This window comes from Streptomyces sp. SID5643 (assembly GCF_009872555.1).
GTDB classification, from domain to species: Bacteria; Actinomycetota; Actinomycetes; order Streptomycetales; family Streptomycetaceae; genus Streptomyces; species Streptomyces iakyrus.
In genome coordinates this window covers 64,690-86,385 of the sequence record NZ_WWIC01000053.1, presented here as the reverse complement: position 1 = coordinate 86,385, position 21,696 = coordinate 64,690, and the positions used below count along the sequence as shown (strand labels likewise).

17 protein-coding genes and 1 pseudogene are annotated in these 21,696 nt (G+C 71.8%); 11 read left to right on the top strand and 7 right to left on the bottom strand.

The window, feature by feature from the left end; genetic code table 11:
• Nucleotides 1-8 precede the first annotated feature (8 nt).
• From GTY56_RS06825 to msrA, 5 genes and pseudogenes are all read right to left on the bottom strand, one after another.
• The gene (locus GTY56_RS06825) at nucleotides 9-887 is read right to left on the bottom strand and encodes an alpha/beta fold hydrolase (RefSeq protein WP_161363486.1); all 879 of its coding nucleotides are present in this window, start codon (nucleotides 885-887) and stop codon (nucleotides 9-11) included.
• 111 nt (nucleotides 888-998) lie between these two features.
• Nucleotides 999-3,596, bottom strand: coding sequence for a rifamycin-inactivating phosphotransferase (gene rph / locus GTY56_RS06820; RefSeq protein ID WP_161363484.1), 2,598 nt, complete (start codon nucleotides 3,594-3,596; stop codon nucleotides 999-1,001).
• 811 nt (nucleotides 3,597-4,407) lie between these two features.
• Nucleotides 4,408-4,599 carry a hypothetical protein gene (locus GTY56_RS06815; protein ID WP_161363482.1) on the bottom strand — a complete coding sequence of 64 codons (192 nt, stop codon included), beginning with the start codon at nucleotides 4,597-4,599 and terminating at the stop codon, nucleotides 4,408-4,410.
• Nucleotides 4,600-4,697: 98 nt separating this feature from the next.
• Nucleotides 4,698-6,101, bottom strand: a pseudogene (locus GTY56_RS06810) (aldehyde dehydrogenase).
• 211 nt (nucleotides 6,102-6,312) lie between these two features.
• Nucleotides 6,313-6,822: a peptide-methionine (S)-S-oxide reductase MsrA gene (gene msrA, locus GTY56_RS06805; protein ID WP_161363480.1), complete on the bottom strand. Its 510-nt coding sequence runs from the start codon at nucleotides 6,820-6,822 to the stop codon at nucleotides 6,313-6,315.
• Nucleotides 6,823-7,095: 273 nt separating this feature from the next.
• Between msrA and GTY56_RS06800 the strand changes: the two genes are divergently transcribed.
• The 10 genes from GTY56_RS06800 (at nucleotide 7,096) to GTY56_RS06755 (ending at nucleotide 18,160) form a co-directional block, all read left to right on the top strand.
• The gene (locus tag GTY56_RS06800; RefSeq protein WP_161363577.1) at nucleotides 7,096-7,584 is read left to right on the top strand and encodes a TetR/AcrR family transcriptional regulator; all 489 of its coding nucleotides are present in this window, start codon (nucleotides 7,096-7,098) and stop codon (nucleotides 7,582-7,584) included.
• A 308-nt stretch (nucleotides 7,585-7,892) separates the two neighbouring features.
• On the top strand, nucleotides 7,893-8,420 hold the full coding sequence (locus tag GTY56_RS06795) for a hypothetical protein (RefSeq protein WP_161363478.1): 528 nt from the start codon (nucleotides 7,893-7,895) through the stop codon (nucleotides 8,418-8,420).
• Between the two features lie 398 nt (nucleotides 8,421-8,818).
• Entirely contained in the window at nucleotides 8,819-10,945 is a 2,127-nt protein-coding gene (locus tag GTY56_RS06790; RefSeq protein ID WP_161363476.1) for a hypothetical protein, read from the top strand.
• A gap of 99 nt (nucleotides 10,946-11,044) precedes the next feature.
• Nucleotides 11,045-12,562 (top strand): GT4 family glycosyltransferase PelF, encoded by a 1,518-nt coding sequence (gene pelF / locus GTY56_RS06785; RefSeq protein ID WP_161363474.1) that lies wholly within the window; start codon nucleotides 11,045-11,047, stop codon nucleotides 12,560-12,562.
• Entirely contained in the window at nucleotides 12,559-13,977 is a 1,419-nt protein-coding gene (locus tag GTY56_RS06780) for a hypothetical protein (RefSeq protein WP_161363473.1), read from the top strand. Before pelF ends, GTY56_RS06780 begins: the two co-directional genes overlap by 4 nt.
• Before the next feature lie 46 nt (nucleotides 13,978-14,023).
• Nucleotides 14,024-15,025 carry a GDP-mannose 4,6-dehydratase gene (locus GTY56_RS06775; RefSeq protein ID WP_161363470.1) on the top strand — a complete coding sequence of 334 codons (1,002 nt, stop codon included), beginning with the start codon at nucleotides 14,024-14,026 and terminating at the stop codon, nucleotides 15,023-15,025.
• A 43-nt stretch (nucleotides 15,026-15,068) separates the two neighbouring features.
• On the top strand, nucleotides 15,069-15,782 hold the full coding sequence (locus tag GTY56_RS06770) for a nucleotidyltransferase family protein (protein ID WP_161363468.1): 714 nt from the start codon (nucleotides 15,069-15,071) through the stop codon (nucleotides 15,780-15,782).
• Between the two features lie 7 nt (nucleotides 15,783-15,789).
• Nucleotides 15,790-16,683: an NAD-dependent epimerase/dehydratase family protein gene (locus tag GTY56_RS06765; RefSeq protein ID WP_161363466.1), complete on the top strand. Its 894-nt coding sequence runs from the start codon at nucleotides 15,790-15,792 to the stop codon at nucleotides 16,681-16,683.
• Nucleotides 16,680-17,342 (top strand): spherulation-specific family 4 protein, encoded by a 663-nt coding sequence (locus GTY56_RS06760; protein WP_161363464.1) that lies wholly within the window; start codon nucleotides 16,680-16,682, stop codon nucleotides 17,340-17,342. The genes GTY56_RS06765 and GTY56_RS06760 overlap by 4 nt, the downstream gene beginning before the upstream one ends.
• Nucleotides 17,339-18,160 carry an endo alpha-1,4 polygalactosaminidase gene (locus tag GTY56_RS06755; RefSeq protein WP_161363463.1) on the top strand — a complete coding sequence of 274 codons (822 nt, stop codon included), beginning with the start codon at nucleotides 17,339-17,341 and terminating at the stop codon, nucleotides 18,158-18,160. The genes GTY56_RS06760 and GTY56_RS06755 overlap by 4 nt, the downstream gene beginning before the upstream one ends.
• An 89-nt stretch (nucleotides 18,161-18,249) precedes the next feature.
• Here GTY56_RS06755 and GTY56_RS06750 read toward each other — a convergent pair whose 3' ends face one another.
• Entirely contained in the window at nucleotides 18,250-18,528 is a 279-nt protein-coding gene (locus tag GTY56_RS06750; protein WP_161363460.1) for a GlsB/YeaQ/YmgE family stress response membrane protein, read from the bottom strand.
• Between the two features lie 179 nt (nucleotides 18,529-18,707).
• On the opposite strand from GTY56_RS06750, the gene GTY56_RS06745 reads away from it, so the two are divergent.
• On the top strand, nucleotides 18,708-19,622 hold the full coding sequence (locus tag GTY56_RS06745) for an NAD-dependent protein deacetylase (RefSeq protein WP_161363458.1): 915 nt from the start codon (nucleotides 18,708-18,710) through the stop codon (nucleotides 19,620-19,622).
• Here the strand turns inward: GTY56_RS06745 and GTY56_RS06740 are convergent.
• Nucleotides 19,585-21,558, bottom strand: a complete 1,974-nt coding sequence (locus GTY56_RS06740) for a glycosyltransferase family 2 protein (RefSeq protein WP_346345430.1) — start codon at nucleotides 21,556-21,558, stop codon at nucleotides 19,585-19,587. The genes GTY56_RS06745 and GTY56_RS06740 overlap by 38 nt on opposite strands.
• Between the last annotated feature and the right edge of the window lie 138 nt (nucleotides 21,559-21,696).

Genomic DNA, 21,696 nt, shown 5'->3' with positions numbered 1-21,696 from the left:
AGCTCTGGTCAGCGGCCGGTGTCGCTGCGCCAGAAGCCGAGCAGGGCCGCCGCGAGTGCCTCGGGGGCCTCTTCGGACATGTGATGCCCGGAGTCGATCGGTCCCCCTTCGATCCGGTCGCCGGCCCAGTCGCGCCAGACCCCCAGGACGTCGCCGTACAGGGTGCCCATGTCGTCATGGGCGGCCCACAGCACCTGGAGCGGGCAGTCGATACGGCGACCGGCCCGCTGGTCGGCGTCGTCGTGCTCGCGGTCGATCCCCAGTCCGGCGCGGTAGTCCTCGCACATGGCGTGCACGGTCGCCGGATCGTGGATGGCCCGCCGGAAGTCCTCGTAGGCTTCGGCGCCCATCTGCTCGCTCCCGCCCGTGTACCAGGCATCGGGGTCGGCGTTGATGACGCGTTCGGCGGGGTTCTCGGTCTGTCCGAGGAAGAACCAGTGCCACCAGCTCGCGGCGAACGTCGCGTCGCAGCGCCGCAGGGCCTCCCCGATCGGAACGACGTCCAGCGCGCTGACGGCGGACACGGCCTCCGGGTGGTCGAGGGCGAGGCGCATGGCCACGTACCCGCCCCGGTCGTGCCCGACGACGGCGAACCGTTCGTGTCCGAGGCGGCGCATGACCTCCAGGCAGTCGCCGGCCATGGCGCGCTTGGAGTACGGGCGGTGCTCCGGGTCGGAGGCAGGCTTGTCGGACTCGCCGTAGCCCCGCAGGTCCGGGCAGACCACCGTGTGGCCGGCCGCCGCCAGCAGCGGGGCCACCCGGTGCCAGGTCGCATGCGTGCGGGGATGACCGTGCAGCAGCAGCACGGCGGGGCCACGGCCGCCGTGACGCACCCTCAGCCGGGCTCCTTCCCCCTGGCATCGCATCAGCTCGAAGCCGTCGAACACGCAGCCTCCCCGGTCCCGGACGTCGCAGTCCTGGTGCCCCTGAGCGTGCCGTCCATGCCGGGGAAGGCGGCCCTGCGGTCCTCAGGGCCGCCGCACCGCCGCAGTCGTGGGTCAGGACAGGATCTCGATGTACCCGTCGGTTCCGTGCACGCGGATCCGCTGCCCGTCCCGGATCAGCCGGGTGGCCTGATCCACGCCGACCACGGCCGGCAAGCCGTACTCTCGTGCGATCACCGCTCCATGGGTCATCAGGCCGCCCACCTGCGTCACCAGGCCGGCGATGCCGACGAACAGGGGGGACCAACTGGGGTCCGTGTAGGCCGTGACCAGGATGTCGCCCGGTTCGAGTTCCGCTTCGGCCATGTCGAGGATGACGCGGGCCCGCCCCTCGACGGTCCCGCCGGACACCGGCAGGCCGATCAGGGCACCGTCCGGCACGTCGTCACGTCGGTACGCACCGTTGAGGCCCTCGCCCTCCGATGTGAGGACCCGGGGAGGCGTCAGCGCGCCGTACGTGCGGAACGCCTCCCTGCGCTGCCGGACGAGCCGGTCGTCGACCCGGTTCGAGCGTGTGACCTCCTGGAACTCCTGGAAGGTGAGGTAGAAGACGTCCTCCTGCTCGCCCAGTACGCCGGTCTGCACGAGGCGCCCGGCCTCCTCCAGCAGCGCCTGCTTGTAGACGAAGAGGCGGCTGACGATGTCGTACTTCGGGTACTCCCGGTATCCGATGAAGGTCCGGACCCGGTCGATCATCCGCTTGGTCTCCTCCGCCTTGCTCTCGCCGTCGGGCAGGGTCCGCAAGCGTGTCAGCACGTCCTGTTCCTTCTTCTCCGCCTCCCTCCGCCCTTCCTCGAAGCGCCGCTCGGCCGCGCCCGGTGCGAAGTTCCTGACGTTGTCGAGGATCGCCGGCACCAGCGTGCCGGGCTGTTCACGCCACCGGGGCCTCGTGATGTCGATCTCGCCGGCACAGCGCATGCCGTACCGGTCGAGGTAGCTCTCGATGGCGTCCCGGGCTCCGGTCCCGCCCGGGAGTTCCGCCAGGTCGTCCAGGAAACCGTCGTCCTCGGCGTTCTGCAGGAACGCCACCACCTCGGGATGGGGACGGATCGCGTCGGCGACGTCGAGCAGCGCCAGTCCCATCTGTGAGGTGATGTTGTCGGGGGCGGACAGCGTGAGCGTGTCCGCTGCGTTCTTCTCACCCAGCCATTCGTGCAGCTTGTCGTTGAGCCACCAGGTGGCCTCCATCCCCGCCACGATCACCTGGATGCTCAGCGGATCGCCCAGGACCCGTTTGTGCTCCGCGAAGGCCTCCAGCAGGAAGTCGAACAGCGCCGGTCCGGTCTTCGTGCCGATGGCGCGCCGCAGGGCGGCGATGGACGCCTCGCTGCGCTCGATCAGCCGGGTGACGATGGCCGGGTCGGTCTCGATCGGGGCGGGCCGGCCCCCGGCCGGGGGCTCGCCGGGGGCGGGGTCCGCGAGCAGCGGGACGAAATCGTCGCGTTCGAGAACGGTCTCCAGCGCGTCCCTGGTCAGGGGATCGCCCCTGCCCACGAGGTCGAGGAGGCCCGTGCGGCTCGTGGGCGTCGTCAGGGCCCGGGTGGCGTCGACCCACAGCCTCCCGCCGGCGTCGGCCATCGGCGCCATGGCCGTCAGCTTCCACACGGAGAGCCCCAGCGGCTTCATGGGGTCGGTCATCATCTGCTGATGACCGACGGAGACATAGACGTGATGGTTCTCGTCGTCGCTCTCGGGGACAGGGAACAGCGTCGTGATCGGCCGGCTCTGGACGATCTGGAAGCCGTCGTCATCGAGGCACCATTCGATGTCCTGCGGGCGGCCGAAGTGTGCCTCGATCCGCCGTCCGAGGTGGACGAGCCGCACGACCTGCGCATCCGTCAGCGCCGGCTGCTCCTGCCGCTGCGAGTCGACCGCCCTCTCCTGCGTACCGCCGTCCGGCAGGGCGTGAACAGCGCGCTGTTTCGCGGCGATCGTCCGCGTGACGATCTCGCCGTCCCGCACCGCGAAGACGTCGGGGTTCACCAGGCCGGACACCAGGGCCTCGCCGAGGCCGAAGCCGGCGTCCACGGTGGCCACCTTCCGGTTGCCGGTGACGGGGTCGGCGGTGAAGAGGACGCCGGCCGCGTGCGGGAGGACCATCCGCTGCACGACGACGGCCATGTGGACCGTGCGGTGATCGATGCCGTTGCGCCGCCGGTAGGTGACGGCCCGCTCGGTGAACAGCGAGGCCCAGCAGCGGCTGATGTGCCGGAGGACCGCCGTCGGCCCGATGACGTTCAGGTAGGTGTCCTGCTGGCCCGCGAAGGAGGCCGTCGGCAGGTCCTCCGCCGTGGCGCTGGACCGGACGGCGTAGGCCGCCTGCTCGCCGTGGCGGGCGAGCGCGCCGGTGATCGCCGCCGCGAGACCGGCCGGGACAGCGATCGCTTCGATGGCCCGGCGCATGCGCTCGCTGAGCGTGCGGATCGCCTCCCGGTCGTCCGGGTCCGAGCGGGACAGCTGGTCCAGCAGTTCCTCGACCGATGGCTCTCGCGTCACGATCCGCCGGAACGCCTCCGTGGTCACGCAGAAGCCACCCGGCACGCGGATGCCCGTGATCCGCGACAGCGCGCCCAAGTGCGCGCCCTTGCCCCCGACGACCGCGATCTGTGTCTCGTCGACCTCCTGAAGATCCAGTACGTATGGCTCGTTCATCTCCGACGCACGCACGTCGTGTCCCCGTTTCCGCAGGTTGTGGCTTCGGTCGACGATTCTGCGCCGCCACCGGGGCCTTGCCGCAAGCCCCCCTGTGCGCTATAACTTGGGAGAGGCAAGGAGAACATCTCCTTGCCTTTGTCGTTGGCCGTGCATCTGCCGGCAGTACGCGCCGGGCACGTTCCGGCCGAGGTCGAGGTGCACCGGCGGTCCGGGGTGACGGTGGGTCTGCTCGCCCAGGACACCGCGTTCGAGCGGCTCACCGCACGGTCCGAGATGTCTACGAGCTGTCGGTGGGTCCGGAGCGAGCCGAGAAGGCGCGGCGCTGATCCGGCGTTGGTCCTCGTTCCACCTGAAGGCCGCAAGTGAGGGTGCCCGGTGTCAGCCGACGGCCGCTGTCCTGCTGAGCGGCACATCCCGCGACAACTCCCGGAAGCCGGCGCTGTAGTAGGGGCCGCATGCCTGGATGGGCCTGGACGGCGGCCTCGGGTCCGGCCCGGCCGGCGGTGCGGAACCGGAAACCGTCCGGCAGTACCGGCTGTTCAAGGTCCGTGGCTCCGCTCGTTGAGCCGGGTCCACGTCCCCGTGTCGCCGCGTCCGGCCGGGTCGGTCACGTAGCCGTGCGCCGCCCACCGTCGCGGGGCGTACTCGTCGGCGGCACCCGGCGGCACCGTCCGCTCGGTGCCCGCCGCCGCACGCGTCCCCGGCCGTCACCTGCTCGGCACACGTGATGGTGCGTCACCGTGCCGGGATCCCGCAGGACCGTCGAACCGTTCTGTGGCCTGAGCAGGGGCTCGGGCGGGCCGTGGGCCTACAGGCCCAGATCGAGCGCGAGACACGAGTAGTACTTCCACGAGCCCTCGGGGGTGTAGGTGTTCACCCCGCCCCCCGGTGCGGCCTCCGTCGCCTCGGCCATGTCCTCGAAGCGGATGCGATCGGGGAGCTTGCCGAACCGCGCGTGCCGTGCCGCTGCCGCGGTGTCCGTCGACAGTTCCTTGCCCATGACCGGTCTCCCCTTCACGTCACGCTGGTTCCTCGGACGAGCATCAGCATGCCCCTCCGCCCGTCACCTGTCAAACCGGTGACGACGCCTCGTGGGCATCAAACGGTGACGGTCTTGCACTCGGTGTAGGCCCCCAGGCCGACCGCGCCGTACTCGCGGCCGATGCCACTGGCCTTGAAACCTCCGAACGGGCCGTCGAAGGCGACCGGGGCGCCGTTGACCGTGACGGTGCCGGTGCCGACCCGGCGGGCGACCGCCAGGGCACGGTCCTCGTCGGCGGACCAGACGCCGCCGGAGAGGCCGTACTCGGAGTCGTTGGCCATGCGGACGGCGTCGTCCTCGTCGTCGTAGGCGATGACGACCAGGACCGGGCCGAAGATCTCCTCCTGAGCGATGCGCATCGAGTTGTCGGCGTCGGCGAAGCCCGTGGGGGTGACGTAGTTGCCCTTCTCCAGGCCCTCGGGGATCTGCGGGCCGCCGGTGACCGGGCGGGCGCCTTCCTCGATGCCGAGCCGGATGTAGCCACGCACCCGCTCCTGCTGGTCGGGGCGGATCATCGGGCCGATGAAGGTGTCGGGGTCGCCCGGGTCACCCACCTTCAGCGACTCGACCAGGTCCTTCACCGCGGTCACGACCTCTTCGTACCGGCCGCGCGGGGCGAGGATGCGAGTCCGGGCGATGCATGACTCGCCATTGTTGAGCAGAGCGCCGAACTTCATGCCCGCGACCGCCTGTTCGACATCGGCGTCCGGCAGGACGATGGCGGCGGACTTGCCGCCCAGCTCCGGACTGACGCGCTTGAGCTGCTCCCCCGCGATCAAGGCTATGCGGCGGCCGGCCCGCGTCGAGCCGGTGAAGGCGATCTTGTCGACGTCCCGGTGCGACACGAGGTACTCACTGGTCTGCCGGTCCGCGGGCAGAACGCTGATCACACCCTCGGGCAGACCCGTCCGCTCCAGCAGCCCGGCGAGGAAGCCCATGCTCAGCGAGTTCTCCGGGGACACCTTGAGAACGACGGAGTTGCCCGCGAGCAGGGCCGGGATGATCTTCGCGGTGGCCGACGAGAAGGGCGAGTTCCACGGGATCACCGCGGCCACGACACCGATCGCCTCGCGGCGCACCACGCTGCGCACCGGGGACGCCGGGTCGGAGGGCACCAGCGTCTCCTCCCAGCAGAACTCCTCCGGCGCCTTCACATCAGGCGTCGGCCTGGCGGGTCAGACCCGACTGGCCGGCCCGGGTGAACATCCCGCCGAGCCGTTCTCCAGCGAGATCAGGTGTGCGATCTTCTCCGCCTCGTGCTCGCGCAGCGCATTGAACCGCCGCAGGACCGCGATCCGGTCCGCGGGCGGGGCGGTGCGCCACGCACCCGCCTCGAAGGAGGCCCGCGCCGCCGCGACCGCCCGGTCCATGTCGGCAGGCCGGGCCTGGGCCGCGCGCCCGATCACCGACCGGTCGTGCGGCGAGGTGATGTCCAGGAGCGCCGGATCGCCGGGCTCCACTCAGGAGCCTCCGATGAACAGCCGGTCATAGGTGATCATGCGCCGTCTCTCCTCAGGGAGCAGTTCAAACACGGTCGATGTATGTCACTCGACTGAAGCGCTTGCCTGAGTTTCCGTCGCAGATGAGCGCCATTTACCGCGTCGCACGACAGGGGAAACGACGCGTGGCCAGGGAGGGCGGAACCCTCCCCGGCCACGTCGGCGGTCTGGATCAGCCGCGCCTGGGCAGCCTCCAGTTCGGGCGCGGGAAGTGACAGGTGTAGCCGTCCGGGTAGCGCTGGAGGTAGTCCTGGTGCTCGGGTTCGGCCTCCCAGAACGCGCCGGCCGGCACCACCTCGGTCACCACCGGGCCCGGCCACAGCCCGGACGCCTCTACGTCGGCGATGGTGTCCTGCGCGACACGCCGCTGCTCTTCGTCGAAGTAGAAGATGGCGGAGCGGTAGCTCAGGCCGATGTCGTTGCCCTGCCGGTCCCTCGTGGTCGGGTCGTGGATCTGGAAGAAGTACTCCAGGATCGCGCGGTAGTCGGTGGCGGTCGGATCGAACACGATCTCGATCGATTCCGCATGCCGTCCATGGTCACGGTAGGTGGCATGGGGCTTGTCGTCGTCACCGCTGTAGCCGACCCGGGTACGGATCACACCGGGGAGCGACCGGATCAGCTCCTGCATCCCCCAGAAGCAGCCACCCGCAAGCAGCGCCCTCTCCTCGACATCACTCATGACGCATCACCTTTCTCGCCGCATCCGTCCGCACGAGACCAGCCTCGCACACACACCCTTCGCGTGTAGTCACCATTCTGACTGGTGACGATTCGATCTGTCCCGGCGGTTCCGCCCCCGCGTAACCGATACACCGGCGTAGCAATTCCCCGGCCTCCCTTCACGGAGGTGAGGCGACAGCCGCCTCAGGTTCCACAGGCCACGACTAAACTCGAGGCGGTGAGAGCCGACGCTGCGCGCAACCTGGAAGCCGTCCTGACCACCGGAGCGCGCATGCTCGCCGCCGACCCGGGCGCGAGCATCGCGAACATCGCCGCCGAGGCCGGCGTGGACCGCCGCACGGTCTACCGGCGCTTCGCCTCCCGCGAGGACCTCCTGGCCGCGATCTACGCAGCCCGTGTCGCGGCCATCGAGCACGCCATCGAGGACGCCCGGCTGCGCGAAGCCCCCGTCGCCGTCGCCATGCACCGCTACGTCGAGAACATCATCGCCGTGAACCGCACATGGCCCGTCGACCTCGCCCACATGCTCGCCGACGACGGCGTCCGCGCCCGCCGGGACGTCTCCGTCCGCGAGGTCGACACCTTCCTCCGCCGCGCCACGGAAGAGGGGCTCCTGCGGTCAGGGCTCCCGCAGGGGTGGGCGGGCGCGCTGCTGCCCCAGCTCATGCACCTCGCATCCCGGCAGATGCCCGAACTGAGCCCAGCACAGGCGGCGGACGTCGTGGTCGACACCTTGCTGCGCGGAGTCGGAGAGTCCTGACCGAGTTCCCGAGAGGGCCTGAATCCTGCGGACGGCCGAGAAGCGCAGGGTGATCACGGGCGACGGAGCTCCCGGCCTGAGCCGATACGCGCCAATGTCACGCCCACGCGTCGTGGCGGCGGCCGGCGGCGCCCACCCCGCTTGGCCGGCCCGGTGCGCACCGACTGCCTGGACGAACGCGGCTCCTGTCGGCCCGTCACACTTTCGACACGCACCATCCGCACCATGAACACTTCCAGCCGCGTGACGTACAGCGCCCGCCTCTCGGTGCAGACGCTGCGCTCGGCCGCTGCCTACCCTCCGTGGCCATGCGATCACCCCTGATGAGACGTTTCGGTCTCACCGCCGTCCTCGCTCTCGCCCTCGCCGTGTTCGGCCCGGCCCCCGGCGCGAGCGCGGCCGCCCCGGCGCCGGCGGAGCTGACCTTCACCACCGACAGCGCCACGACCACGCCCGGCGGCTCGGTCAAGCTGTCGATGACCCTCACCAACAACAACACGTATGACGTCTGGTTCGTGTACCAGACGATCGAACCGACCTGGCTCACCACACAGCGCCCCGACCTCAAGTACAACTTCAGCGGGTGCAGCCTGACCACCGCGAACGGCCCCGCCCCCTGCTCCGGAACCGGCCCGGCCAACCTCGGCGCGAACTACGGCTCCACCATCCCGCCCGGCCAGAGCCGTACGGTCACCCTGACGCTGGACGTCGCCGCCGACTCCGGCTGCAACGGCAACATCGGCTTCTACTCCTACTTCTACGCGGAGTTCAGCGACTCGACGAACGTCAGCGGCGGTCCGGTCTACACGCCGGTGACGCGAGTGCTCTGCGCCTGACGCCCGGTCCGCGACCGGCGAGCGTGATCCGAAAACCGCCACACCCCGGCATCCGCTCCGGTCTGGACCACTGGCACGACGACCGGCGGGCCCCACCGGCCCGCCGGTGCTCCGCACAGGGCCCGGACCAGCACGCCGGGCCCTGGCGCCCACCGGGCCCGGCCTCGTCCGGCAACCGGGAACGACTCACTTCGCTTTCGAATGCCGTCCATTCGACACCTGCACTTTTCCGTCATGTTCCGCAACATGACCGCGAAATCTCCACACAGGCATCACTATGTGACGCGAACGGATGCGTGACGAACCGGCTTCTGAGGGGGACGCCGGCGGCACGCAAGGGGGTGCGTCCGCTCCACGGGAGCCGTACTCGCCCCTGCCCGGGGAGGGGACCTCACCGCATGAAGCGGACCTTACGCACCACCGTTCTCACGGTGGGCGTGCTCATCGCCGCACTGGGCCTGCCGGCCGGCGCGGCTCACGCCGACACCACGCCCCGCGTCGATCTGCGGGTGCTGGTGGTGAGCGACGGCGGCCCGTCCACCGACGCGATAGCCGCCGAACTGGCCGCGGCCGGAACGCCGTACACGCGCATCGACCTCACGCAGTCCGGCCGGACCGTGATCGACGCCGACTTCCTCGCGGACACCGTCGACGGCCGGCCGCGCGCGAAGTTCCAGGCCGTCGTGCTGCCCAATGACAACCCGTTCCCGGCCGGCTCCGCCGAGATGGCGGCGCTCACGGCGTACGAACGCACCTACGACATCCCCCAGGTCGACGCCTACACCTACGCGCGTCCCGAAGCCGGTTTGCAGTATCCGATCCACGGGGGCTACTCCGGCAGCATCGACGGGAAGCGGGCGGAGGTGACCGCCGCCGGCAAGTCGGGCCCGTTCGGCTATCTCGACGGAGCGGTGCCCTTCGAGGACAACGACCCTGCTGTCGGCGAGAGTTACGCCTACCTGTCGAAGCCCGTGGCGGGGGCCGACTTCACCCCGTACGTGGAGGCGGCGATCCCCGGACAGTCGGCCAAGGGCACGCTGGTGGGCGAGTACCGGCACGACGGGCGGCGCGAGCTGGTCGTCACCTTCGTCTACAACCGCTACCAGCAGCAGTTCCGGCTCCTGGCCCGCGGCATCGTGGAGTGGATGACCGGCGGTGTGCATCTGGGCGCCTCACGGAACTACTTCTCCGTCCACGTGGACGACGTGTTCGCCGCCGACGACCGGTGGAACAGCACGCTCAACTGCACGCCCGGTGATGTCGACTGCACGGACCCGAACGCGACACCCGACCCGATCCGGATGACGGCCGCCGACGTCGACCACGCCGTCGACTGGCAGAACGGCAAGAAGTTCACCCTCGACTTCGCCTACAACGGCGCCGGCAGCGTCGACCACCGCGAGGACAACAACGGCGCCGACGCGCTCGCCGACCGGCTGATCGCGCGGCGGGGCGAGTTCCGGTGGATCAACCACACCTACTCGCACCCCTTCCTCGGCTGCGTGCAGGACACGACCGTGGTGCCCTGGAAGTGCGCGACCGACGCCGACGGCAGCACCCGGTGGATGAGCCGCAACGACATCTCCGACGAGATCGCCACCAACCGGGTCTGGGGCGAGCGCGCCGGACTCCCGCTGGTGAACGACGAGTTGGTCACCGGCGAGCACTCCGGCATGAAGGTGCTGCCGCAACAGCCCGAGGACAACCCCAACCTGGCGCTCGCCCTCGGCGACAACGACATCACCTGGCTCGGCTCCGACAACTCCCGCGAGCCCGACCAGCGTCAGGTCGGTCCGGCCACGACCGTGCCCCGCTATCCGATGAACGTCTTCTACAACGCCGGCCGTGCCGCGGAGCAGGTGGACGAGTACAACTGGATCTACACCGGCCGCGCCCAGGGCGGCAGCGGCATCTGCGAGGACAACCCGGCCACCACCACCTGCCTGGCTGCTCCGCTGGACGCCGCCACCGGCTACCGGGACCACATCGTGCCGCTGGAGACGCGGATCGCCCTCGGGCACGTCCTGGCCAACGACCCCAAGCCGCACTTCATCCACCAGTCGAACCTGGCCGAGGACCGCATCGCCTACCCCGTGCTCAACGGCGTCCTGGACGGCTATGAGGCCCTCTTCACGGAGGACACCCCCGTCGTGAACCCGCGGATGCGGGACATCGGCACCGAACTCCGGCGCCGGGCCAACTGGCAGGCCGCCCTACGGGCCGGCGAGGTCACCGCCCACCGCATCGGCGGCACCGTGACCGTCGACGCGCCGGACGGGCTCGCGGTGCCGGCGACCCTGCCCACCGGCACCACGCTGGCCGGTGCCGCGTTCGGTGAGGCGTACGCGGGGGCGGTGTCCGGCTGGACGCCCTCCGCAGGTGAGCCGCTCACCCTCACCCTGCCGGCGTCCGCCCCGGCTCCGGTCGGCGGTGCCGCCGAACCCGCACCGGCCACCGGCCCCGCGCCGAAGACCCGGACCCCCGCCGGCGTCACCGATCCGGTGGGCCACACCACAGACGGCTGAACGGCGCACCCGCCCAAGACCGACCGAAGGTGACGGCCGCCCCGGCGGGCGGCCGTCACCGGCCCGAACCACCCCACTCCTCGGCCGTGGAGCACATCGATGCCCGTTCCCCAGGGCGCGCGAGGTACCGGAGCGACGCGCGTCACCCTGCTCACCGAAGGCACCTATCCGCACAGCCACGGCGGCGTCAGCGTCTGGTGCGACCAGCTCGTCCAGGGCATGCCCGACCTCGCCTTCGACGTCATCGCCGTCACCGGAACCGGACGTGAGCCGGTCGTGTGGGACCTGCCCGCGCACGTCTCGGGTGTGCTGTCCGTCCCCCTGTGGGGCGCCCCGCCCGAAGGCCGCCCGCCCCGTGGCCGGGCCCGCAACCGGCTCTCCGCCGCCTACGAGCGGTTCCTGGCCGCGCTGCTCGACCCGCGCGCCGAGGACGGGTTCGCGCCCGCCCTCCACGCGCTGGCACACGCCGCGTCGGACGGAACGCTGAGCCCCTTCCTGCGCGGAGACCGGGCCATCACGATCCTCACCGCGCTGTGGAACCGCCCCGGGCTCGCCGTCCGAGAGGCGCAGCCGACGCTGCACGACGCGCTCACCGCGACCGCCCTGCTGGAACACGCCCTGCGTCCGCTGGCCGCCCCGGCGCCCGAAGGCGGGGTCGCGCACGCCGTCAGCGGCGGGGTCGCCGTCCTGCCGGGGCTCGCCGCCCTCGAACGCCACGGCGTGCCGCTGCTGTTGACCGAGCACGGGGTGTACCTGCGCGAGCGCTACCTCGGCTATCGCACCGCGCCCTACCGCTGGCCGGTGAAGGCCGTGATCCTCGGGTTCTTCCGGCTGCTCGCGCAGGAGAGCTACCGCCGGGCCGCCCTGATCACACCGGGCAACCGCTACAACCGGCTGTGGGAGGAGGAGGGTGGCGCCGACCCGGCGTCGATCCGCACGGTGTACAACGGCGTCGACCCCGCCGCGTTCCCGGCGGCCGGCCCCGAACCGGACGTGCCGACCCTCAGCTGGGCGGGCCGCGTCGACCCCATCAAGGATCTGGAGACCCTCATCCGGGCCTTCGCCCTGGTCCGCGCCCGGCTCCCGCACACACGGCTGCGGTTGTTCGGCGGGACGCCCCGGGGCGGAGAGGCCTACCGGGAACGCTGCGAGACCCTGGCCGCCGAGCTCGGGCACGCCGACGCCGTGACCTTCGAAGGGCGCGTCGACGACATCAAGGACGCCTACGCCGCCGGGAACGTCGTGATGCTCTCCAGCATCAGCGAGGGCTTCCCCTTCACCCTGATCGAGGCCATGTCCTGCGGCCGGGCGACCGTCTCCACCGACGTGGGCGGGGTACGCGAGGCCGTCGGTGACACCGGGCTGGTGGTGCCTCCGCGCGATCCGGAGACGATGGCCGCGGCCGCGCTGGAGCTGCTGGGCGATCCCGGACGGCGCAGGGCGATGGGCGAGGCGGCCCGGTTGCGGGTCATCGAGCAGTTCACCCTCCGGCAGACCATTGACACGTTTCGATCCGTCTATCTGGAACTGGCCCATCCGAGACGGGGGTTGGTGGACATGCCCATGGTCGGGGCGTCCGCGCCGGCCGGCCACGGCACCGGAAGCCTCGCCCGGTGAGCGGGCCGATGTCCCTCGAACCCGGCGGTGCCGAGCAGGACACGCTGGCCATCCGGCTGGCCGGCCCCCCTCCGCCGCGCCGCCGGCCACGCTGCGCCCTCGACGACGCCACCCTCGCCATCCGGCTGCCCCGGCGCGGACCCGACGACGAGGCGGTCAGTGAACTCGCCGCCGAACTCGCCGACCGCATCGGTCCCGCCGTCCACCCCTACGAGGTGGCCGCCCTGCTGGAGGCGGAGGGCCTGTCCGCTTCCCTGATCAACGAACGGTACGGCCACCCGAACCTCTTCTCCCTCGCCTCCGCGCTGTACGACCGGGTGCCGCGCACGTTCCCCGAACCCGCCCCGGCGGCCGACCCGTGGCGCCCCGACACCGTCCGCTGTCTGCTGCGGGGCGTGCTGTTCGCGCTGCCCGGTCTCGCCTACCTGCTGACCGCGCCGCTGTGGGACGCCGGCGGGTACGCCCCCGCCCTCATCGTCGCCGGACTCGTCTCCTGGGCGTGGGGGCAGGCACTCGGCCACCGTGCCCACCTGCGGCTGGCGACGGGACGCCGGGAGGCGGGCCGTACCCTCCTGGCCGGCGCGCCCGCCGGAGCCGTCGTGGCCACGACGGTCGCCGCGCTGCCCGCGGGCGGCGGGCCGGTGACCCTGGCGGCGGCGGCACAGTCCGCGTACCTGGCAGCGGCCGGAGTCCTGCTGGTGCTGGGCCGTGAGCGGCTGCTGGCGGCCGCGTTGAGCCCGCTGGTCGCGGGTGCCGCCGTCCTGCCGTGGTGGGAGCCGGGTCCCGCACTCCGGGCCGGGCTGCCCCTGCTGGCGCTGCTCGCCACGCTCGCCGTCACCGGCCTGGTCCTCCGGGGTGCCCTCGCCGCCCCGGCGGTCGCCGGCGCGCCCCGGCCGCGTCTGCTGTGGTCCCTGCCGTACGGCCTGTTCGGGCTGGCCGCGGGGGTGCTGGTGCTGCTGGAGGGACGGGAGGAGCCGTACGCGGTGATCGTGCTGACGCTGAGCATGGGACCGGCGGAATGGCTGCTGTACCGCTACCGCGGACTGTCGGTCGCCGCCCTGCGCACCACCGCCACGCCCGCCGGGTTCCTGCTGCGCTCGGCCGGCATCCTCGGCCTCTGTCTGCTGGCCTACCTCGCCCCGCTGCTGCCCGCGGCCCTGCTCGCCGGCGCCGACCCCGTCGCCCTGCTGCTGCTCGCGGCGGTGCTGTGGACCGCGCTGCTGCTCCAGGCGTTCGGGGCGGCCTGGTCGTCGGCCGGGATCTGTCTGACGGCAGCGGGCGGGGCCGGTGCGGTCGTCCTCTGCCGGCTGCCACCGGGCGCCGGCCCGGCCCTGTCACTCGCCTGCGGCGCCGCGGCCCTGTGTCTGTCGGCGTGCGCGCTGTGGCTGCTCGGCCGGCCCGCCCCGCACGCCTGAGTCCCCACTCCCACTCCCCTCCCACCCATCCGAAGGGACACCGCAGTTGACCTCCGCACCGCTCGCCGCCGTCACCGGAGCCGAGGGTTTCATCGGCTCGCACCTCACCGAGGCGCTGGTCGCCTCCGGACACCGGGTCAGGGCCATGGCCCAGTACAACTCCTTCTCCTCCTACGGCTGGCTGGAGACCCTGCACCCGGACGTCCTGGACCAGGTGGAGATCGTCCTCGGCGACGTACGGGACCCCGGTTCCGTCCGCGGCCTCCTCGACGGCGCCGACACCGCCTACCACCTGGCCGCACTGATCGCGATCCCGTACTCCTACCAGGCCCCGCACAGCTACGTGGACACCAACGTCACCGGCACCCTCAACGTGCTGGAAGCCGTGCGCGCCCTCGGCACGCCCCGGCTGGTGCACACCTCCACCAGCGAGACGTACGGCACCGCGCAGACCGTGCCCATCACCGAGGACCACCCCATCAACACCCAGTCCCCCTACGCCGCTTCGAAGGCGGGCGGGGACCGGCTGGCCGACAGCTACCACGCCAGTTTCGACACCCCGGTCGTCACGCTGCGGCCCTTCAACACCTACGGGCCGCGCCAGTCGATGCGGGCGGTCATCCCCACCGTCATCGGGCAGGTCGCGGCCGGGGAACGCTCCATCACCCTCGGCGACCTGCGTCCCACCCGGGACTTCACCTTCGTCAAGGACACCGCGCAGGCCTTCCTCGCCGTCGGTACCGCGCCCGCCGAGCGCGTCGTCGGCCGGACCTTCAACGCCGGTACCGGCGGGGAGATCTCGGTCGGCGACCTGGTCGCGCTGATCGGGAAGGTGATGGACACCGCCCTCGACGTGCGCGAGGACACCGCCCGCATCCGCCCCGCCAACTCCGAGGTGATGCGCCTCGTGGCCGACGCGAGCCGACTCGCCTCCGCGACCGGCTGGCAGCCCGCGCACACCCTGGAGGAGGGCCTCGCCCACACCGTGACGTTCTTCCGCGACCCGGCCAACCTGGCCCGCTACAAGACCGGCATCTACAACATCTGACCCCGTCCGGCACGTCAGCGCACGTTCACGAAGGAGGAGTCCCATGCACGCAGTGATCCTGGCGGGAGGCAAGGGCGTCCGGCTGCGGCCGTACACCACCGCGCTGCCCAAGCCGCTCGTGCCCATCGGCGACCAGCACGCCATCCTGGAGATCGTGCTGCGCCAGCTGTCCACGGCCGGTTTCACCAGCTGCACCATCGCCATCGGCCACCTCGGCGAGATCATCCGCGCCTATGTCGGCGACGGTTCCCAGTGGGGACTGGCCGTCGACTACGCCACCGAGGACAGCCCCCTGGGCACCATGGGCCCGCTGCTCAACCTGCGCCACCGGCTGCCCGAGACCTTCCTGGTGATGAACGGCGACGTCCTCACCGACCTCGACTACGCCGACGTCCTGCGCCGGCACCGCGCGTCCGGGGCTCCGCTGACCATCGCGACGTACGTCCGCAAGGTGCACATCGACTTCGGGGTGCTGACCACCGATTCCAGCAAGGTCGTGGCGTTCACCGAGAAGCCGAGCATGGACTACCGCGTCTCCATGGGCGTCTACGGCCTGTCCCGCGCCACGCTGGAGGGCTACACGCCCGGACTTCCCCTCGGCTTCGACGAGTTGGTCCTCGATCTGCTGAAGACGCAGAACCAGCCGCACGCCTACGACTTCGACGGGTACTGGCTGGACATCGGCCGCCCCGACGACTACGACCGGGCCAACGCCGAGTTCACCAGCCGCAAGTCGCTGCTGCTCAAGGGAGCCTGAGCACCTCATGCGCATTCTCGTCCTGGGCTTCACCGGCTATCTCGGCACGCACGTCGCCGACCGGCTGCGCGCCCTGCCCGGCGCGCAGGTGCTCGGCGGCGGCCGGTCTCCGGCCGCCGACCTCGACGTCGATCTCGCCCGCGTCCGCCCGGAGCGGCTGGCGAAGGCCCTCGCGTCGGCCGCTCCCGACACCGTGATCAACTGCGCGGGCGCGACCGGCGGCGACGCCGTCCCCCTCGCCGAGGTCAACGCCCGGGGCCCCGCGGTGCTGTGCGCCGCACTGCGTGCAGCGGCCCCGGCCGCTCGCCTGGTGCACCTGGGCTCGGCCGCCGAGTACGGGCCCGGCGCACCGGGCATCCCGGTGACGGAGGCGGCGGCCACCTGCCCCGTCGGGCCCTACGGCGCGACCAAGCTCGCGGGCACGGTCGCGGTGACCGCCTCCGGTCTGGATGCGGTGGTGCTGCGGGTGGGCAATCCGGTGGGGCCCGGGGCGCCGCCCTCCGGACTGCCCGGCCGGATCGCCGCACTGCTGCGCGAGGCCGGCGCCGGGCCGGAGGCGGTGCTGCGGCTCGGCGACCTGTCCGCCCACCGCGACTTCGTCGACGTGCGCGACGTGGCACGGGCGGCGGTGCTCGCGGCCACGGCCCCGGGCCCGCTGCCGCCCGTCCTCAACATCGGCGGAGGCCGGGCCGTGCCGGTGCGTGATCTGGTGCACGGCCTGGCCGGCCTGGCCGGCTTCCGGGGCAGGATCGAGGAGGGCACAGTGGGCTCGGCCCGTTCCGCGCAGGTGTCGTGGCAGTGTTCCGACATCGCCGCCGCCGAGCGTGCCCTGGGCTGGCGTCCGGCCCACACCCTCGGCGACGCGCTGGCCGCGTTGTGGGAAGGCGGCCGCACCCCGTGAACCTGCTGATCCCGCTGTACGTCCATCCGGCCGAGGACCCGGGCGCCTGGCACCGGCTGATCACCGCCGCGAACCGCACCTACGGGGTCGTCCTCAACCCGGCGAGCGGTCCGGGTGAGGTCCCCGACCCGGCGTTCACGGCCGCGGCCGGTGCGCTGCGGGCCGCGGGGGCGCGTCTGCTGGGCTACGTCGACACCGACTACGGGGTGCGCGACCCCGCGGCCATCGCCGAGGACGTGCGCCGGCACCGGGAGTGGTACGCGGCGGACGGCTGCTTCCTGGACCGGGTGACGGCGACTGCGGACGGTCTGCCGGCCTGCCGCCGCCTGGTACGGGCGGTACGCCGGCTGGGGGCGGGGACGGTCGTGCTCAACCCCGGGGTCCATCCGGCCCCTGGCTACGCCCGCCTCGCCGACCTGACCGTCACCTTCGAGGGCCACTGGTCCACGTACGTCTCCGCCTTCAGCCGGCCGGCATGGACATCACGACACCCCCCCGAGCGGCTGTGCCACCTCGTCTACGGCGTGCCCGGGGCGCTCGTCCCTCTCGCTGTGCGCACCGCGCACGAGCGCGGTGCGGCGGTCAGCGGACCGGTGACGGGCGAACCACCCAATCCGTGGGCGCAGTTGACGCCCGCGCTCACCGGGGCGGAGCGATGAGGGGGCGGGCTGCCGTCCGCGTGGCCCTGCTGACCGCCCTGACGACCGCGGCGCTGACGGGCTGCTCCGGCAGCGCCGAGCGATCGGCCGGCCCGCCCGCTACGACGTCGCCTTCCCGGGCTGTGTGGAAACCCCGTCCCGGTCTCGCCTGGCAGTGGCAACTGGACGGCAGGGTCGATGCCTCGGCCGATGTTCCCGTCTACGACATCGACGGGTTCGAGAACTCCGCGGCGGACGTGGCCCGGCTGCACCGCGCGGGGAAGAAGGTCATCTGTTACGTCAACGTGGGTGCGTGGGAGGACTTCCGGCCGGACCGGGACGCCTTCCCCCACTCGGTGCTGGGCGAGCCCAACGGGTGGGCGGGCGAACGGTGGCTGGACATCCGGCGGCTGACCGTCCTGCGACCGATCATGGAACGCCGCTTCGACATGTGCCGCGCCAAGGGCTTCGACGCGGTGGAACCCGATCTGGTGGAGGGCTACGGCAACGACACCGGGTTCCCGCTCACGGCACGCGACCAGCTCAGGTACAACCGCATGATCGCGGCCATCGCCCACGAGCGTGGGCTGTCGGTGGGGCTGAAGAACGACCTGCCGCAGATCCCCCAGCTCGTGGACCATTTCGACTTCGCGGTCAACGAGGAATGCGCCCAGTACGACGAGTGCGGCAAGCTCTCCCCGTTCATCGCGGCGGGCAAGGCGGTGTTCCACGTGGAGTACACCGAGCCCCGGAGCGGTTTCTGCGCCGAGTCCCGCCGGCTGAAGCTGTCGTCGATGCTGAAGGAACCGGAACTCGGGGCGTGGCGCCGCCCTTGCTGAGGGTGCTCCGGACGCACCTGGACGGCTCCCTCCCCTGTACGAGGGGAGGGAGCCGTCCAGGTGCGTCCGGAGTGTCCGCCTTCAACGGGTCAGGCGTGGCGGTGTGTGCGCCGGTTGCCGGTGACGACGCGGTAGAGGGCGAGCAGGATCAGGGAGCCGATGATCGCGGCGATCCAGGTGGAGAGTTCGAAGAACCCGTCGACGGAGTCGACGCCGAAGATGACCTTGCCCAGCCAGCCACCGAGCAGACCGCCGGCGATGCCGATGAGCATGGTGATGATGATGCCGCCGGGGTCCTTGCCCGGCATCAGCGCCTTGGCGATCGCGCCGGCGAGCAGCCCGATGATGATCCAAGCAATGATGCCCATGGTCCGTCTCCGCTTCGTCGTATAAGGATTCTGTTAAGTCATCGGGTGCGCCGATCCGGCCCGGCCAAACGTCTCGGCCTGATATCGGCTCAGGCACGGTGGAGGGCGGCGGCCTCACGCCGGGCTCCGGCGACAGCCGTGCAGTCCCTTTGCGGGGTGTCCTTTCGTACCCTGACTGCATGCGGATGCGCCCCACCTTGAACTGGACCCCTGCCGAGGACCTGCCGCCCGCCACCTCGGACCCGGGGCCGGTCGCCGATGCGCTGAGAGCCGGCGGAGTGCTGGTGCTCAGCGGGGCGGGCATCTCGACGGAGTCCGGCATCCCCGACTACCGGGGTGAGGGCGGGAGTCTCAGCCGGCACACTCCGATGACCTACCAGGACTTCACCGCGAGCGCCCTGGCCCGGCGCCGGTACTGGGCGCGCAGCCACCTCGGCCGGCGCACCTTCGTCCGGGCCCGTCCCAACACCGGGCACCTGGCCGTCGCGGCCTTCGGCCGGCACGGCCTGCTCTCGGGCGTCATCACCCAGAACGTGGACGGCCTGCACCAGGCCGCCGGCAGCGACGACGTCGTGGAACTCCACGGCACCCTGTCCCGGGTCGTCTGCCTGTCCTGCGGCGCCTTCAGCTCGCGCCGCGAACTCGCCCGGCGGCTGGAGGAGGCCAACCCGGGGTTCGAGCCCGTGGCCGCCGGAATCAACCCGGACGGCGACGCCGACCTCACGGACGCCCAGGTCGCGGACTTCCGCGTGGTTGCCTGCTCGCTCTGCGGCGGCACCCTCAAACCGGACGTCGTGTTCTTCGGCGAACCGGTTCCGCCGCGGCGTGTCGAACACTGCCGCGAGCTCGTCCGTGGGGCGGCCTCACTGCTGGTCCTGGGCTCCTCGTTGACGGTGATGTCCGGCCTCCGCTTCGTCCGCCAGGCGGCCCAGGCCGGGAAGCCGGTGCTGATCGTCAACCGGGATCAGACCCGGGGCGATCGGCATGCCCGCACGAGGGTGTCGCTCCCGCTGGGCACAGCCCTCGGCGCCGTCGCGCACCGGCTGGGCATTCCCGTCACGCGAGTCGCCGACGGAGAGCCGCGACCAGCCTGACCGGCGCCACCCGCAGCACCATCGGTCGCTCCGGGCTGCCGGCGAGCGGCTTGGCGTAGTAGGGGCGGCCGAGCCGGGCGGCGCGATACCAGCGCGTGCCGGACAGTCCCTTCGGGGTCGGGACGGGAACGGGGCTCCTCGGGTCGTCCGTGCGCAGGGTCAGTGTCCAGCGCCCGGGCCGCAGGTCCCTGACCGGCATGCGGGCAGTGAAGGTGCGGCTGCCGTGGGGTGCGTAGAGCAGGGGCACCTCTCGGACCGAGCCCGCGTCCTCTTCGGCGCGCAGGGCCACGGGGTGGGGGTGGTGTGCGGCTTCGCCGGTCAGACGTCCGCCGACGAGGAGCGTGGCGGGGGCGAAGGTGTCCCAGGCGATTCCGGTCACGACGCAGGCCGGCTGGGCCTCGGTCTGCCGGACGTCGAGGGAGAAGGTGCCCTGGGGCGAGAAGAAGGGGCGTGCCGTGGTGGGCCCGCGCCGGGAGCCGGTGGTCACCTCTCGCTCCGGCGGAGCGGTTCGTCGGCCGTCCGCGTCCGTCCGGGTCTGCCGGAGCCTGACGGTCCGGCTGACGTCCTGGGCGCGGACATCCAGGTAGAGGTCCCACCGGCCGCCGCTGAGCGGGGCGCCCGCGTCCACGGTGCTCAGGTCGACGTCGACGGTGAATCCGGCCGCCGCGTCGTCACCCTGGCGGGGAGCGGTGCCGACGGTCGCGGGCACACGGATGTCCGGGTGGCGGAATCCGCTCGGGCGCAGGATCAGTTGGGTGGTGGGCTGGAGGGGGCCCAGGGTGTCGATACGGGCGTGGCCGCGGAGTCGGAGGACAGGGCCGTCGCCCGTCCAGGCCGCGGTGGCCAGTTCGTGGTGGACCCGGAGGCGGTCCGTGGTGTCGAAGCAGACGTCCGGGACCGCCTTCGCGGGATCGCGGAAGAAGGGGTGGGCCCAGTAGACGCGGCCCTTGTCGACGACGTGGCCGCGCTCCGCGTCCGCCGTGGCGTGCCGAGCCACGGTCATGAGGTCCTCGAAGCGGTCCGCGCGCAGGAGGTGGACGATCAGCCGGTCCGGCGGGGCGATCATCTGGAAGACGCCGTCGGTCACGTAGGTCAGGGCCCAGTGGCGGAACTGCGGATAGAAGTGCTCCCGTGCCTGCTGTTCGCTCTCCCGGGGCAGCAGGGCGCGCAACGGCCCGCACAGCTCCCACTCCACGTGGCGGCGCATGATCCGGTCCTGGCGCGGGCCGGGGTCCAGGTAGCGGGCGACCGTCTCGAAGCACAGGCGGGTGCCGTCCATGCGGTGGACGAGGTCGGCGGCGGTGAGGGTGAGGTTGTTGCCGTTCTGGCGGTTGCGGGAGTAATAGCAGTCGTAGTCGGCCACCACGGAGATGCCGTCGGCGTTGAGATAGGCGGCGGCGGTGAACGGCTTGTCCTCGCAGTTGCGGTACGGCGGGAACCTCAGCTCCAGCCGTTCGATCAGCGAGCGGCGGAACAGCTTCCAGCAGCCCAGGGTGCGGTAGGCGTGGGAGGAGAAGATGTCCGTCCGGGGCTGGTTGTGCGAGAAGACGGCTGTCGGCACGGCACGTCCGCCGACCGACACCATCTTGCCGAGGACCACGTCGGTACGGTTCTCGTCCGCCATGGCGACCATGCGGCGCAGGGCGTCCGGGCCGAGGTAGTCGTCGGAGTCGAGGAAGAAGACATAGTCACCGCCGGCCAGGTCCAGGCCGGTGTTGCGGGGGACTCCGGCTCCTCCGCTGTTGGGCCGGTGGACGACGCGGAGGCTGGAGCAGGTCCGTGCGAGGCGGTCCAGTTCGCTTCCGGTGCCGTCGGTGGAGCCGTCGTCGACCGCGATGATCTCGATCTCGTCCGGTCCGAGCGTCTGCTCCATGACGGAGGTGACGCACTTCGTCAGTTCCGGCATCGCGTTGTACGCGGGGATGATCACGCTCACGCGGGGAGGGTTCCTACGGGACATGATGGGCTCCCGGGCCGTGGAGAAGTGCGGGGGTGGGGGAGGCAGTCCGGATGCGGCCGAGCGGCTCCATGGAGCTTCCGGCGCGGCCGCTGCCGCCGCCCCGCGTGAGGCGTC